The 15,352-nt window shown below is 38.9% G+C and carries 16 protein-coding genes; 11 read left to right on the top strand and 5 right to left on the bottom strand.

What is annotated here, in order from left to right:
• Position 1: 1 nt before the first annotated feature.
• Entirely contained in the window at positions 2-415 is a 414-nt protein-coding gene (locus RMB13_RS12745; RefSeq protein ID WP_035364254.1) for a DUF6691 family protein, read from the top strand.
• 4 nt (positions 416-419) lie between these two features.
• A complete protein-coding gene (locus RMB13_RS12740) occupies positions 420-1,286 on the top strand; it encodes an MBL fold metallo-hydrolase (protein ID WP_311085415.1) in 867 nt (288 codons plus the stop codon).
• An 18-nt stretch (positions 1,287-1,304) separates the two neighbouring features.
• Here RMB13_RS12740 and pcaU read toward each other — a convergent pair whose 3' ends face one another.
• Positions 1,305-2,117 carry an IclR family transcriptional regulator PcaU gene (gene pcaU / locus RMB13_RS12735; RefSeq protein WP_003652006.1) on the bottom strand — a complete coding sequence of 271 codons (813 nt, stop codon included), beginning with the start codon at positions 2,115-2,117 and terminating at the stop codon, positions 1,305-1,307.
• Between the two features lie 43 nt (positions 2,118-2,160).
• The gene (locus tag RMB13_RS12730) at positions 2,161-3,081 is read right to left on the bottom strand and encodes a LysR family transcriptional regulator (protein WP_311085414.1); all 921 of its coding nucleotides are present in this window, start codon (positions 3,079-3,081) and stop codon (positions 2,161-2,163) included.
• Positions 3,082-3,169: 88 nt separating this feature from the next.
• Between RMB13_RS12730 and RMB13_RS12725 the strand changes: the two genes are divergently transcribed.
• The 4 genes from RMB13_RS12725 to RMB13_RS12710 are packed head-to-tail and all read left to right on the top strand — an operon-like array spanning position 3,170 to position 7,005.
• Entirely contained in the window at positions 3,170-4,411 is a 1,242-nt protein-coding gene (locus tag RMB13_RS12725) for an acyl-CoA dehydrogenase family protein (RefSeq protein ID WP_311085413.1), read from the top strand.
• A 17-nt stretch (positions 4,412-4,428) separates the two neighbouring features.
• Entirely contained in the window at positions 4,429-5,550 is a 1,122-nt protein-coding gene (locus RMB13_RS12720; protein ID WP_311085412.1) for a phosphotransferase family protein, read from the top strand.
• Positions 5,547-6,245: a histidine phosphatase family protein gene (locus tag RMB13_RS12715; RefSeq protein ID WP_056480441.1), complete on the top strand. Its 699-nt coding sequence runs from the start codon at positions 5,547-5,549 to the stop codon at positions 6,243-6,245. The genes RMB13_RS12720 and RMB13_RS12715 overlap by 4 nt, the downstream gene beginning before the upstream one ends.
• 16 nt (positions 6,246-6,261) lie before the next feature.
• Positions 6,262-7,005 carry an SDR family oxidoreductase gene (locus tag RMB13_RS12710; RefSeq protein ID WP_045431317.1) on the top strand — a complete coding sequence of 248 codons (744 nt, stop codon included), beginning with the start codon at positions 6,262-6,264 and terminating at the stop codon, positions 7,003-7,005.
• 38 nt (positions 7,006-7,043) lie between these two features.
• On the opposite strand, the gene RMB13_RS12705 is transcribed toward RMB13_RS12710, so the two are convergent.
• The 3 genes from RMB13_RS12705 to RMB13_RS12695 form a co-directional block, all read right to left on the bottom strand.
• Entirely contained in the window at positions 7,044-8,300 is a 1,257-nt protein-coding gene (locus RMB13_RS12705) for an OprD family porin (RefSeq protein ID WP_262728655.1), read from the bottom strand.
• A gap of 115 nt (positions 8,301-8,415) precedes the next feature.
• Positions 8,416-9,765: an MFS transporter gene (locus tag RMB13_RS12700; RefSeq protein WP_311085411.1), complete on the bottom strand. Its 1,350-nt coding sequence runs from the start codon at positions 9,763-9,765 to the stop codon at positions 8,416-8,418.
• Positions 9,766-10,200: 435 nt separating this feature from the next.
• Positions 10,201-10,668 carry a MarR family winged helix-turn-helix transcriptional regulator gene (locus RMB13_RS12695; RefSeq protein ID WP_004642999.1) on the bottom strand — a complete coding sequence of 156 codons (468 nt, stop codon included), beginning with the start codon at positions 10,666-10,668 and terminating at the stop codon, positions 10,201-10,203.
• 148 nt (positions 10,669-10,816) lie between these two features.
• Here RMB13_RS12695 and RMB13_RS12690 point away from each other — a divergent pair, with 148 nt between their 5' ends.
• From RMB13_RS12690 to RMB13_RS12670, 5 genes are read left to right on the top strand one after another with little or no spacing between them, the layout of a single operon-like run.
• Positions 10,817-11,926: an amidase gene (locus RMB13_RS12690; RefSeq protein WP_311085410.1), complete on the top strand. Its 1,110-nt coding sequence runs from the start codon at positions 10,817-10,819 to the stop codon at positions 11,924-11,926.
• Between the two features lie 36 nt (positions 11,927-11,962).
• On the top strand, positions 11,963-13,111 hold the full coding sequence (locus tag RMB13_RS12685; RefSeq protein ID WP_311085423.1) for an acyl-CoA dehydrogenase family protein: 1,149 nt from the start codon (positions 11,963-11,965) through the stop codon (positions 13,109-13,111).
• A gap of 28 nt (positions 13,112-13,139) precedes the next feature.
• The gene (locus RMB13_RS12680; protein ID WP_311085409.1) at positions 13,140-13,499 is read left to right on the top strand and encodes an IacB protein; all 360 of its coding nucleotides are present in this window, start codon (positions 13,140-13,142) and stop codon (positions 13,497-13,499) included.
• A gap of 10 nt (positions 13,500-13,509) precedes the next feature.
• Positions 13,510-14,037, top strand: a complete 528-nt coding sequence (locus tag RMB13_RS12675) for a nuclear transport factor 2 family protein (protein WP_311085408.1) — start codon at positions 13,510-13,512, stop codon at positions 14,035-14,037.
• A gap of 28 nt (positions 14,038-14,065) precedes the next feature.
• The gene (locus RMB13_RS12670) at positions 14,066-15,343 is read left to right on the top strand and encodes an aromatic ring-hydroxylating dioxygenase subunit alpha (RefSeq protein ID WP_311085407.1); all 1,278 of its coding nucleotides are present in this window, start codon (positions 14,066-14,068) and stop codon (positions 15,341-15,343) included.
• Positions 15,344-15,352: the final 9 nt, after the last annotated feature.

Raw genomic sequence — 15,352 nt, 5'->3', positions numbered from 1 at the left:
TATGAAAAATATCTTTGCTTTTATATTTGGTAGCTTGTTTTCATTGGGCTTAATGATCTCTGGTATGTCTAATCCTGAAAAAGTTTTAGGGTTTCTAGATATTTTTGGGCAGTGGGATATCAGCTTAATGTTTGTAATGTTAGGTGCTATTGCTGTGGCATTTATTCCGTTTCAAAAGGCTATAAAAAGACCTAAAACACTTTTTAATGAACAAATTCAATTACCAATGAATACACAGATTGACCAAAGGTTAATTGTCGGGGCTTTTATTTTCGGTATAGGCTGGGGAATAGCAGGCATATGTCCAGCGCCGGCTTTAACGCTTATTGGGTTAGGACATTTTGAAGCGCTTTATTTTATTGGCGCAATGTTATTAGGAATGTTGATTTACCGAGTCTTAAATAAAGGAAATTAAACCTATGCAACAACCTCTAGTAAAAGATTTTTTTGATGAAAATACCAATACTTTTAGCTATGTTGTTGCGGATTTGGTTACGCGTCAATGCGCGATTATTGATAGTGTGCTTGACTACGATGCAGCTTCGGCGACTACAAAAACAACCAATGCTGATCTGATTGTCGATTATGTCTTGGCTCAAAACTTTAAAGTGCAATGGATTTTAGAAACTCACGTCCACGCCGACCATATGACTGCTGCTCAATATTTAAAATCTAAATTGGGTGGCACAATTGCCATTAGTCAAAAAATCTCAGTAGTACAAGAAACTTTTTCTGCTATTTATAATTTTGATTTTAAAAAATTTAATAAAAATCAGCCTTTTGATTATTTATTTGAAGATCATGAGCATTTTAAAATAGGGGATATAGCAGCCTATAACATTCCTACGCCAGGGCATACACCTGCTTGCTTAAGCTATGTAATTGCTGATGCTGTTTTTGTGGGTGATACTTTATTTATGCCTGATTATGGTTCGGCTAGATGTGACTTTCCTAAAGGAAGTGCTGCTGAGCTCTATGACTCGGTACAAAAGCTTTATGCACTTCCTGATGAGATGCGTATGTTCTTGTGCCATGACTATAAGCCAGAAGGTCGAGATGAATACATCTGTCAAACAGACATTAAAACTCAAAAGCAAAGCAATATTCATTTAAACCGACAAGTTTCTAAAGAGTCATTCATAAAAATGCGTCAAGAAAGAGATGCAACTTTAGCAATGCCAAAACTAATCTTGCCTTCAATACAAATTAATATGAATGCAGGAAATTTTCCGGAACCTGAAGCGAATGGCGTCCGTTATTTAAAAATCCCATTTAATTACTTTTAGAAATAGCCTAAGCAAAATTTAAAGAACTTGTCTTAAATCCCGCGAAGTCTCTTGCAATAAAGGCAAAATGTGTTGAATTAAATATTCTTCAGTTGTTTTCATGGTTGGAGAAACAATGTTTAAAGCCGCAACGACTTTAAAGTCTTGCCCATAAATAGGTACGGCGAGTGCGTGAACGCCTAATTCATGTTCTTCACGTGAATAACACCAATCTTGTTCTCGAATCTCTTGTAGTAACTCTAAAAATTTATCGTTTTCAATATGCGTATATTTGGTTAAACGCTGTAGTGGGTATTTTTGAAGCCAGTCCAATTGTTCTTCTTGGCTTAAATGTGCCAGTAAAATTTTACCCGCCGAGGTCGCATGAGCAGGTAAGCGATTACCCAAGTGTAAGCCGTATGGATTTACACGGTCAGTTTGTTGGTGCGCCGCACTACGTGCAATGGTAATGGCTTCATAACCGTCAAGTACCATGACCGAATAAATAAGAGAGGTTTGGTTAGTTAATAGGTTTAATAAAGGCTGCGATACTTTTGGAAGTTGGGCTGCACCTAAATAAGCCCCCGAAAATTTAAGAACTTTAGGGGTTAAATAGTAATAGTGACCATCTGACTCAAGATAGCCTAGATATTCTAAGGTTAATAAATGACGTCTTGCTGCCGCTCGGGTAAGTCCGGTTTTTTCAGCAGCCATAGAAATGTTTAGGCGATGTTGATTGCTACTAAAACTATCTAAAATCGCCATGCCTTTACCGATACCAGCAATGTAATCTTCATGACGAATAGTTTTCTTGTTGTCCTGATTCTGGATTATTCGTTCATCTTTACTCATGACAGGTCCTTGTACGATGTAGGCGTTAGTAGATCAATTTGCTTTATTGAAAAAGTTTAATAATTTCATGTCGCAAAAATTGATGCCTTAAATTATCCCTTAAATCTTCATGCCAAAACATCCCCATTTTGATATTGGTCATCTCAAATGGGAGTGAATGCAAACGAATTTCCGAACTATAGGATAAATGCTGCAAAATCATTCGGGGCATAGTCAATATTGCGTTAGCTTGAGCTCCCAAAACTTGTAACGCCGTTGAGTAGTTTTGACAGCGCATGAATACATTTCTTGAAATTTTTTGATGTTGGTTTAAATAAATATCTTCAAGTAAAGCACCCGTACGGCGTGACGAAACACCGATGTGTCGACCATTGATATAACTAGATAAATCGACTTCTTTAAGTTGACTGCAAATGACAAATTCATCTGTTACCAGATGGTCAAAGGTAATTTTCGGAGATAAGTATTGTTCCAAATCAATCACGAAGTCGAGCTGTTGTGTCGCCAAGTCTGCCATAATATGTTTTCGATCTAGCTTCATACTCACAAACTGCAAATCTAAATTAAGATTTTGAAAATGTTGAGCAAGTCTTGGAAGAATAATAGGCTCAATTTCATCATGCACGGCGATTTTTAAGTTTTTTAAACTGGTTGGGTCAAAGGCATGTTTCTGCTGGCTAATATTTTGAATGGTTAAAAGCGCTTGCTTCACAGTGGGGTAAATCTGTTCTGCAAAAGGCGTTGCAGACATTTTATTGCCTACACGTATAAATACATCATCTTCAAGTTGTTGACGTAACCTTTGCAAGGCGTGGCTTGCTGCCGATTGCGTAATATTAAGGCTGCTTGCAGCATTGGAAATACTTTTTTGCTCATAAATCGCGATAAAAAGCGGATATAAATTGATATCTATTCGATGGAAAAAGCTTAAGTCGAGCCCATGCAGGTTATGAATATTATTCATGATGTATTATTTAATAAAATCATTTCATTCATATTAAGTTTCAAGTTATGTTGATGTAAAGACAAGATAATGATGTAAAGGAAAAATAATGTTTGAACTCTCAAAAACAGCTCAAGATTTTGTCGAGCGAACAAGAAGATTTATTCTAGAAGAAATAGAACCTGTTGAAGCAAAATTTTGGGAAGAAGTTCATGAGCTAAATCCGGATGGAAACTGGAAAAAATGGCAGTGGCCAGCACTTCTAGAAACGCTGAAATCTAAAGCGAAGCAAGCTGGCCTTTGGAATATGTTTTTACCAGATGACAAGCTTGGTGCAGGGCTAACAGTTCAGGAATATGCTCACATTGCCGAATTAACTGGTCGTAGTTTATTGGCACCCACCGTTTTTAACTGTAACGCACCTGACACAGGGAATATGGAATTGTTATGGCGCTATGGCAGTGAACAGCAAAAACAGCAATGGTTACAGCCGTTATTAGATGGAAAAATTCGCTCGGTTTTTTGTATGACTGAACCAGACGTTGCTTCAAGTGATGCAACAAATATGCAAGCTACTGCACTCATACAAGGTAATGAAATCGTTTTAAATGGCAAAAAGTGGTGGTCGTCTGGTTTAGGTGACCCAAATGCCAAAGTCATTATTTTTATGGCTCATACCCCAGATGAAAGCAAAGACCGTCATCATCAACACTCCATGGTTTTAGTGCCTATTGATACGGCGGGTGTTGAAATTCAGCGTATGTTACCAGTGTTTGGTGACTACGATGCGCCACATGGACATGGTGAAGTTCATTTTAATAATGTTCGAGTACCTATTGAAAACTTTATTGGTGGTGCAGGTCAAGGTTTTGAAATTGCTCAAGGCCGCTTAGGGCCGGGACGTATTCACCATTGCATGCGCTGTATTGGAGCTGCTGAAAAAGCTTTAGAACTGATGATTGACCGTGGTATGTCTAGAACTGCGTTTGGCAAAGAAATTTTAAAACTCGGTGGGAACCTCGAACGGGTAGCTGATGCACGGGTAGCGATAGACCAAGCTCGGCTTTTAACCTTGTATGCAGCCTATAAAATGGATACTTTAGGGAATATGGCCGCTTTAACAGAAATATCTGCAATTAAAGTGGTGGCTCCAAGTGTTTTAGAAAAAGTAGTCGACATGGCAATTCAGCTACATGGTGGCGCGGGCGTTTCAAGAGATACACCATTAACAGGTTTCTTTGCTCAAGCGCGTAGTTTACGTTTAGCTGATGGTCCAGATGAAGTACATAAAGGCATGATTGCCAAATTAGAGTTAGCCAAACGTGGTTACGGTCGTCATAAGAAAGTATAAGTTTAAAGGAAATTAGAATGTCGGTAATTGATATAGGCGGTGAAGTACGTGAAGGTGAAGAACTTGATATTGGAGCAGTTGAAAGCTGGTTAAAGAACCAAGGTGTTGAGTTGGTTGGCGCAGCAATCGTGACCCAATATACAGGTGGTGCTTCAAATTGGACTTATCGTTTAAAGTATGAAAATACCGATTTAATTTTACGACGTCCTCCAAAAGGAACAAAAGCGAAGTCAGCCCACGATATGGCCCGTGAATTTATGGTGCAAAAAAATCTTGCGCCTTATTATCCGGTGCTTCCTAAAATGGTGGCACTTTGTCAGGATGAAACCGTTATTGGCTGTGATTTTTATGTCATGGAACGCATTGAGGGAATTATTCCCCGTGCAAAATTGCCGCCAGAGCTTAGATTTAATGAAGAGGATGTTCACCAACTTTGTGTAAATGTGCTTGATAAGCTAATCGAGTTACATCAAGTTCCTTATGAAAACACGCCTTTAGCTGAACTGGGCAAAGGTACAGGATATTGCCGTAGACAAGTCGAAGGTTGGGATAAGCGTTATGAAAAGGTCCGAACGCTCAACGTTCCTTCATTTAAATATGTTCGAAAATGGTTGAAAGATAATGTCCCTCAAGATTCCACGACTTGCATTATTCATAACGATTGGCGATTTGATAATGTGATTTTAGATCCAGAGCATCCAACTGAAGTGATTGGCGTGCTGGATTGGGAAATGGCAACACTGGGTGATCCATTAATGGATTTAGGCAGTGCTTTAGCCTATTGGGTTGAGCCTACGGATAATATGATTTTCAGATCGACACGCCGTCAGCCTACCCATTTGAAGGGAATGTTCTCTCGTAAAGAAGTTGTTGATTATTACCTACAAAAAACAGGTTTGAACCCTCAAAATTGGGTTTTTTACGAGGTATTTGGCGTATTCCGTTTAGCAGTGATTGCTCAGCAAATTTACTACCGCTATTACCATAAACAAACGCGAAACCCAGCTTTTAAAGACTTCTGGATCGTCATTCATGCGTTACATATAAGAGCTTTAAAACTTATTGGGCAGCAAAAAATTCAAGAATCGGAATTTGCCCAGCAATCTCTACAGAAAATACAGGGTATTTTAAGAAAATGACCACAATTTATCTGGTAAGACATGGGCAGGCATCATTTGGTAAAAGTAACTATGATGAGTTGTCTGAAAATGGGGAGGCTCAAGCGACTTTATTAGGGCAATACTTTAAGCAAATATTGAAAGAACAACCTTATGTTGTGGCCGGAACCATGCAGCGCCATCAACAAACCGCACAACTCGCATTAAATGAATGCTTTCCAGATGCAGTGATTAATCACAATAGTTTATGGAACGAGTTTAATCATCAGCAGGTTTTTGCACGTTATGAACCGCGTTTTGAACAACCGGAATTGTTAAAAGCTGACGTAGCACAAGAACAGAACCCGCGTGCCTATCTTGCCAAAATATTCGAAGGCGCAATTGGACGATGGACTGATGGCGATTTTCATCATGAATATGATGAGTCATGGCCGCATTTTAAAGATAGAGTTGAAACGGCACTACAACAACTTTGTGATGAATTGGCAAAAACCAAACCTCGTTATGCAGTTGTTTTTACCTCTGGTGGTGTGATTTCTGTAGCAATTGGCAAATTACTTGAACTGAGTCCCAATCGAACTTTTGCCTTGAACTGGGCAATTACCAATACAAGTCTCACCACTTTACGTTTAGTTGGAAATGAAGCTCAGGTTTTAAGTTTAAATGAACATCATTTTATAAAAGCTGAGCGTCCAGATTTGCTGACATGGATTTAAAAATAAGGATAAAAGCATGGCAAAGACAATTTTAATTACAGGTGCAAGTTCTGGGTTGGGTGCGGGTATGGCTCATGAATTTGCAGCGAAAGGCTATAACTTGGCGATTTGTGCACGCCGTTTAGACCGATTAGAGACTTTAAAAACTGAACTTGAAAATCAGTATGGTATAAAAGTAATTGCAAAAAGTTTGGATGTGACTCATTACGATCAGGTTTTCGAAGTTTTTCGTGCATTTAAGCAAGAGTTTGGTTATTTGGACCGAATTATTGTCAATGCTGGAGTCGGAAATGGTCGTCGTATTGGTAAAGGCAATTTTGAAATTAACAAAGCCACCGCTGAAACCAACTTTATTTCTGCGTTAGCACAATGTGAAGCTGCGGTTGAAATTTTTAGAGAGCAAAACGCAGGTCATTTGGTGGTGATGTCATCCATGAGTGCCATGCGTGGATTACCAAAACATTTATCAACCTATGCAGCAAGTAAAGCTGCGGTTGCTCACTTGGCTGAAGGTATTCGTGCTGAATTACTGGATACACCAATTAAAGTCTCAACCATTTTCCCAGGTTACATTCGCACTGAAATGAATGAAGGTGCTAAACATTTGCCATTTGAAGTCGATGCTAAAACAGGGTGCAAAGCACTCGTCAAAGCTATCGAAAAACAACCTGTAAAAGCTTATGTACCGCAGTGGCCATGGTTGCCAATGAGTATTGCAATGAAGGTTTTGCCTTTAAGGTTGGTCAATAAATTAGGATAAAAATTACCCCCTAAATTTTAGGGGGTAATTTTTTATATTTAGAACTTCTTGGTGTAATTGACAAATAAACGGTCTTCACCAAAATCATTGCCATGTTTGACGTTGTAATCAATACGAATGTATTGCAGGGCAACACCTTTTAAGAACGGCTGCTGAAATGCATAGTTCAAAATCACATTTGACTCAGTTTCGTGATTTTTCTCGCCATTGGCTGCTTTGAAATCATGGCCATAAACATATTTCACCATCGCATTTAAGCCTGGTACATAGTCCTTAAAGTCGTAGCCATACATGACATGGTAAGACTTTTCATCTTCTTTAAAGAATCCAGTTGCATTCCAGTTAATGAAATAGGTTTCTGGTAAGAAACCATCTGGTAGTGGATAAGCTGATTCACCAATAATTTGTTGGTAGCCTAAACCAAAGGTATGGTTTTTCACTTTTACAGTTTCAAGTAGGCCGATGTTCTGCGCATCGATATCAAAAGTATTGCCATCATCTTTGGCATTGAAGTATTTAAACTTGGAAGTTAGGGCAAAAGTTGGCTGCTTCCATGTATGCTCAAGTCCTACATAATGCTTGTTATACAGATCCTCTAAATTACCAAAGTAATATTCACCCTTTAAAGACGGCGTAAATTGATAACGCAGGTCAATATAATTCAAACCATCAGATTCTTTAGTAATTCCATTTGCAGTGAAAGAAAACTTTTTAAAGTCTTCTTCATTTCGTGGCGAGACTTTTTCAACCCGACCAATTTCGGCATAAAGCTGATCTGAAAGTTGTGATTTAAGATTGGTTCCCCAATACGAAGTAAGTAACTGACGGCTAGCATCTACGGCAGTTACAGGTAAATCCAGCCAAAGCTCACCAACACTTAATAAAGTTTTATCATAGCCTAGCTTTAAGGTCGCGCCGTATTTTAAATAGTCGGATGCTTGAGATTGTGTTTCTTTATTAAAAGGCAAAACTGTATCTGCGACGTGTTTGTCAGAACTTAAGCGCACAGCGTATTGGACAGAAGCATCAGCCCCAATCGTGATAGGCTTATCAGCTATGACTAACGGAGTGTCATGCATTTTCGACTTATAAAATAACGATGCTGCTTGCGACCAGCTACCTGTGTCTTTGAGTGCATCGTTATCAAAATTACGATTAATGTAGGCATTTTTTAAAGTGAGTTTCCATTCATCTTCAGTTTGCTGATTCGGGTTTGCAGCCCATGAATTGCCACACATCAATACTAAAGTTGCTATAGCTAAAGTCTGCGGTTTAAAGCGGTGTAATAATTCCATAATCCATTTCCAAAATAGATGCGCCAGTCCTAGGCATTACGTATTGTGAAATATTTGTGTAGTACTCCCTAAGTTCTTAAAGGGAGCACTGTTAAATAGCGGGTGATTTCTTCAATTAATTTAATTTTTCAAGCTTCATACTTTCACTAAAGAATTTGCAGCCTTTGAAAAGTAAAATTAAAGCCAGCACACAAGAGAACCCACCGACAATAGATAAAGATGAGCCAACCATTAAAGGATTAGCAAAAACTTTATCTGTAATGATTGCGACCAATGTTGTGCCAATACCTAGCCCAATTAAGTTACTGATCAAAAGGAAGAGAGCTGAAAGGCGTGCTCTAAATTGATTTGGCGCTAACATTTGTAAGGCAGTTGCCGAAATTACCAGAGGGAAAGACGCAAAGAACATCGCAGGAATCAATAAGCTAACCGACAACCAAAGCTGATCTGTTTGAGTAAAAAATGAAATTGGAATAATCAGACCAACAATACCAATCACACCTGTAATCATCGGAGCATCTTGGCGTCCTTTTTTGATAAACCAATCATTTAACCAACCTGCACAAAACACCCCTAATGTATTTGCAATTAACAGGATGGTACCGAGCATGTAACCTGTTTCTGTTGGAGCGAGTTGAAACTTTCGGATATAAAATGCAGGTGTCCAACTAGTAAGACTGTAGAGCGCCATAGCATAGAAGGTAAAACCTAAATAGTGACAGGCAAAGGTTTTTGAATGCTTTTTAATAAACTGAAGACATTGTTTGAATTTGACTTGATCAACTTGTCCGTTTTGGTTGAGCTGCTGACCTTTACGTGCTGGGTCTTTAACCGTCAGAATAAATAACAAACCAATAATGATGCCGGGTAAACCCACCACTAAAAAAGCGATTTGCCATGCCTTAAGTGCGCCTATTAAAGGAACTTGAATTAAAGTCACGCCTTTAAGTAAATTAATGACATAACCGCCGACTAAAAAGGCAATACCGCCACCTAAAAATGCTCCAACAGAATAGATACCAACAGCGCGACCGAGTTTATCTTTACTAAACATGTCGCTGAACATTGAATATGCAGCAGGAGATAAGGCAGCTTCGCCTACACCAACAGCCATACGACTTAAAAATAGTTGAATAAAGTTTTTACTTAAACCACAAGTGGCTGTTGCCAAACTCCAGACAATAATACCGATTGAGATAAGCTTTGGGCGTGAAAAACGGTCGGCAATATAGGCTAAAGGTAAGCCCATGACGGCGTAAAACAGTGAAAAGGCAAGGCCATGTAATAGACTAAACTGGGTATCTGAAAGTTGAAGATCGGCTTTGATCGGCTCGATCATAAGCGCCAGAATTTGGCGATCAATGAATGAAAATATATAGGCCAACATACAAAGTATGACCACGTACCATGCATATGCATTGGTTTTCTTTTGTGTCCTTTCAACAGCAATATTACTTTGGTTCATACACTTAATCCTTATGTATAAAACTCTTTTAGAGAAGTTGAATCTCGGCTATCTATGTTTCCTAAAAGATAGTTTGGTGTCCCCCCAATAACTTTTGAAAAATAAATAACCTGTTTGATTGAAGAATTGCCTTACATACAAACTGCATATACAGACAAAGATAGTTAAAGAAGAGGGTTAGAATTTCTATATGATGGAAATATTATTTTCTTTTTATATGTAAAATTCCATTACTTATTAAGTATGTTTGGATACCTAATAGGTATTTAAACAGTCGAAAAATTTAGAAATTATTATGATTTGTAGGAAAAAAATGATGTTTTATGATTTTAAGTTTTTGATAAATATTAATAATTTTTAAAAAGTAAGCAGAAGATCATATCGGTTTTCTGCTTACTCTTGCATGTTTAAAACAAGATGAAGAAGAGACCTAAGTTAGCTTGAAGGCATAAGATCAAATAATTTCTTCAACTGGTTATTTAGATTGTGGAGTTCATCTTCTGAAAAAGCATTCAAAATACCAGCCAAGGTCACAACACTAATCTGATTAATCTGTTCAACTAGCTCAACACCTTTAGCGGTCAATTTCACCATTGAGATCCGTTCATCCGAAGTAGAAGAGTAGACTTCAACAATTTCATCTTCAACTAACCGATATACAGCTTTGGTTGCAGTGGTTAATTTTAACGTCGAAAGATTAGCAATATCGGTAATACTTGCTTCTCCAAGGGCATTGGTACTTAAAATAATTTTACGGCGTGTATTGTCGATACCTAGTTTTTTTATTGATTTTTCAATAAGTTGTGAATACTTTCCATTAACTTGGGAAATCCAAAAAAAAGGGAAATTTTGAATACTCGACGGTTCTTTATTAGGAAGAAATTGTTCTAAATGATCAAGCATAGCTAAGCAATAACTTAGGAAAAAAGGGTAATCCTATTATAAACAAAATTTTGCATATTTCCTTGAGTACAAATTATAAAAAATACTTGACAATTCCATTAAATTTTCCCATATTTTAATCAATGGATAAAAATACATGGAAAAGTGAATGAATATTATTAGCCAAAGCGTGCATAAAGGAAATGGCAAGCTCAAGGTGATGGTGAAGGATACGATTGATATTCAGGGTCTAAAAACCATTGCTGGCAGTAGCGCTTTATTAGATGTTGAGCCTGCTCAGGATGATGCTGAGGTCGTTAAAAACATATTAAAAGCAGATTGTGAAATTATTGCGAAAACGAATTTGCACGAATTGGCTTTTGGCATTACTGGCATTAATCACGCTTTTGGTACACCCATTAATCCAAAATATCCTGAACTTATTCCTGGTGGGTCTTCAAGTGGTTCGGCTGCGGCTATTGCAGCAAAACAAGCTGACTTTACTTTAGGTACCGACACGGGTGGCTCTATACGTATGCCCGCTGCATGCTGTGGGGTTTTTGGTTTAAAACCAACGTTTGGTCGTGTAAGTCGAAAAGGCGTATATCCGCCGTCAAGTTCTTTAGATTGCGTTGGTCCTTTTGCAAATTCAGTCGAGATGATTGAAAAAGCCATGCAAATTATTGACCCAACTTTCAAGCCTATTGAATGTACTAGCGCACCAAAACTTGCTGTTTTAGATGTAAAAGCAGATGAGGTTATTTGGAATTGCATTCAACAAGCACTTCAAAAAGCGAATTTACAGACCACTTCAGAAAAAGTTGAATATTTTGAAGCTGCTTATGATGCAGGCATGCAGATTATTAATTATGAAAACTGGCAAGCTTTTGGTGAGTTAACCAAAACAGGTTTAATTGGTACTGATGTAAATAATCGCCTTTTAAAAGCTGCTGAAACTACCTTAGAGCAAGTAAAGCAAGCCGAAGTTGTGAAGCAGCAGCTGACTCAAGAACTTGATGCTTTATTAGAAAAGTATGATGCATTGATCTTACCGACACTTCCGCAAATTCCACCAAAAGTTGCTGAAGCTGAAAATACAGTCGCTTTTTTGAATCTGACGGGTTTAATTCGTCCATTTAATTTATCAGGACATCCCGCCATTTCAGTGCCACTTGAAACCAGTGAAGGTTTACCTGTGGGCTTACAGATCGTATCGAAGCATCAAAAAGATGAGCAATTATGCGCTATAGCTAAATTTTGTGTTGATGCAATGCAATAAATTACAAGGAGTTAGATGATGAATAAGTTGTCTAAAATGGAGTTTGCTTCTCAAGACAAAGCAATTGACTTAGATGCTTTGTGTCAAGAAATTCGTGAGCGTGCCTGTACAGGCGAATTCGATAATCAGGCGTATGTGAGCCAAGACATTATCGAAAAACTTAAACAAATTGGTGTTTACCGTGCATTAGTTCCTAAACGTTTTGGCGGTGAAGAATGGTCACCACGACAGTTTTGTGAATTAATCGAAACTTTATCTAAAGCTGACGGTTCAGTGGGTTGGGTGGCAAGTTTCGGTATGAGTCCTGCGTACCTAGGAAGTTTGCCTGAAGATACACTTAAAGAATTGTACCAAAACGGCCCAGATGTGGTGTTTGCTGGAGGTATTTTTCCACCACAACCTGCTGAAATTACCGATGAAGGTGTAGTGGTTCGTGGACGTTGGAAATTTTCAAGTGGGTGTATGGGAGCTGACATTGTTGGGGTAGGAATTTCACCACTTAAAAATAATGAAATGCAGGGCTTACCACGCATGGCAGTGATGCCTGCCAAAAAAGCCAAAATTGAAATGACTTGGGATACCGTTGGCCTAAAAGGCACGGGAAGCCATGACTTAGTCGTCGAAGATGTATTGGTCGAAAAGAAATGGACCTTTGTACGTGGTGAACCTTCAAAACTAAGCGAACCATTTTTTAAATATCCGTCACTGTCTTTAGCTACTCAAGTATTAACGGTGGTGGGTATTGGTGTTGCAGCTGCTGCATTAGAAGAATTTGAAAAATTGGCACCCGGTAAAGCATCCATTACAGGCGGATCAGAAATTGCCAACCGCCCAGTAACTCAATATGAGTTTGCTCAGGCAGATGCAGAGTTTCAGGCGGCAAAATCTTGGTTTTATCAAACCATGGACATTGTCTGGAATGAAATTATTGCTGGACATGAGGCAACTGCTGAACAAATTAGCGATATGCGTCTGGCATGTACCCATGCAGCTCGAGTTTGCGCCAAAGTGACGCGAAAAATGCAAATGCTAGCTGGCATGACAGCGATCTATACCAACAATCCATTTAGCCGTTTTGTGAATGACACCAACGTGGTGACCCAGCATGCCTTTATGGGTGATGCGACTTTACAAAATGCAGGATCAATCAGTTTTGGGTTAAAGCCAACCCCAGGTTATTTATAAGTTTTTAATTTTTAAAAAGGATATTGAGATGGAAGCTAAAAAATCATTACGTGTTTTGTTCTGCATGGGTATTAACCAAAACTTTTTTGATGCAGAACCTGCTGAAGCAAAAGCGGTTTGGGCAGCGTTTGGTGAAATGTGGAATGGCATTCATGACTTACCGGGTGTTCATGTTTTTGGAAATCTTGATGATGACCAAAGTATGGTTGGTCCAAGTGCAGGTTGGCCGTGGACGACATACTTGCTTGCAGATGTTCCAGATATTGAAATCGTACACGCGGCTTGTAATTTGTTTAGAACTACAGTGGTTGGCGAAGGTCCATACAAACTTTGGAAATATTGCAAAGTTGAAGCTCGTGTTGGACGCGAATTGATTATCCAACGTTAAGGCGACCGCAATGAATGACAAAGTGAATATTGCAGAAATCATAGAGCGGCTAGAACAGTTAGAAGCCCATAACGCCATTCGTAACTGCCTGAACCGTTATATGGAAATCTGTGATGAGCTCAATGCAAATACAGATCTTGATGAGTTAATGAATCTTTTTGATCAGGACTGCATTTGGGAAGGTATTGGCGAGAAATATGCCAAATCGTTTGGTCGATATGATTCTTGGCAGTCGATTTACGACATGTTTAAAAGCTATACCCAAAAAGAGTCTCACTTTGTTATGAATGCGCACTTTGTAAATTCAGAACAAATTTATGTAGATCAAAACCATGCAAATGCTTCATGGCTTATGTTGCAAACTTCAACGTTTAAAGATGGCCGTAGTCATCTGAATACAGCAAAGCTCAATGTGAAGTTTCAAAAGCAAGCAGATGGAACATGGAAGATTAAACATTTCCAGACACAGAATATTTTCAGTCGTCCCGTATCGCATTGGCACAGTGAAGCCGAACTGCCAGTACCTTCCCAGGAATGACCCAGGAATATTTAAAAGGACTATTGATATGAACAGTATTATCCCAACGCATAACATTGGCGCTGATTACGAAACTTTAGTTAAAAGTGACCGTGCCCATACTTCTCTTTATAAAGATGAACGCATTTTTGATGAAGAAATGGAAAAAATCTTTTATAGCACTTGGGTATGGGTTGCTCATGCCAGCGAAATTCCAGAAGGTGGAAGCTATAAAACCATTAACATCGGTAAACAGCCCGTTGTTGCGGTACGTGACCGTAAAAAGAAAGTCCATGTACTTTTAAACCGTTGCCGTCACCGTGCAGCAACCGTATGTGAACATAAAAAAGGCAAAACCAACAGTTTTGTATGTCCGTACCATGGTTGGAGTTATGCACTTGATGGTAGTTTACGCGGTGTGCCATCTCCAGAAAGCTACGGTGATTGTTTAGATAAATCTGAGTTACCGCTGGTGAGTCTACGTGTAGAAGAATATAACGGCATGATCTTCGCTTCATTTAAAGAAGACATTCAACCGCTTGAAGAGTTCCTTGGACCTGCAAAAAAATGGATTGACCTGTTTATGAAACAAGGGGCTGGTTATCCAATTAAAGTGTTAGGTGAACACCGTTTCCGTTTCCCTGGTAACTGGAAAATCCAGCTTGAAAATACCACCGATGCATATCACTTCCCGTTGGTACACAAGTCATTCTTAAGCTCTGTTGATGAAAAAACTGAAGAACTCTTTAACTTCGAAAACCAGCCGGGTTTTGTTGAAGATTTAGGAAATGGTCACAGTGTGATGGTGATGATTCCTGAACTGGTTGATTTAGACGAAGAACTCATGGAGCGTCCAATTCAAGAACGTTTTGAAGACTTGGCTCAAGCTTTGCGTGAAGAAGGTCATGAAGAATTAGAAGTACGCCGTATTGTGCGTGCAGTCGGTGGTTCTGGCTTTAACTTAAATTTATTCCCGAATATTGCATGTTCAATGGCGTTCTTCCGTGTGTTGCAGCCAATTTCAGTTGCTGAAACAGAAATTCATCACTCGGTGATTACGATGGATGGTGGTCCGCAAATTGCCAACCAATATCGCTTACGTTTGCATGAACATTTCCAAGGCCCATTTGGTTTTGGTACGCCAGATGATTCTGAAGCTTGGGAACGCGTACAACACGGCGCCAATGCAGGCAATGATTTATGGATCATGTTGAACCGTGGATTACCGGGCGAAGTGCAAACCGAGGATGGTTTAAAAAGTGATGTCAGTGCTGAAACAGGTATGCGTGCAGCCTATCAGCAGTGGAAAAAGATGATGACGGCTTAAGGAGAGAGC

Origin of the sequence: Acinetobacter sp. V102_4, assembly GCF_031799005.1 — a bacterium.
Classification (GTDB): domain Bacteria; phylum Pseudomonadota; class Gammaproteobacteria; order Pseudomonadales; family Moraxellaceae; genus Acinetobacter; species Acinetobacter calcoaceticus.
The sequence above is the reverse complement of the archived record's forward strand: the minus strand, read 5'-3'. Positions and strand labels throughout refer to the sequence as shown.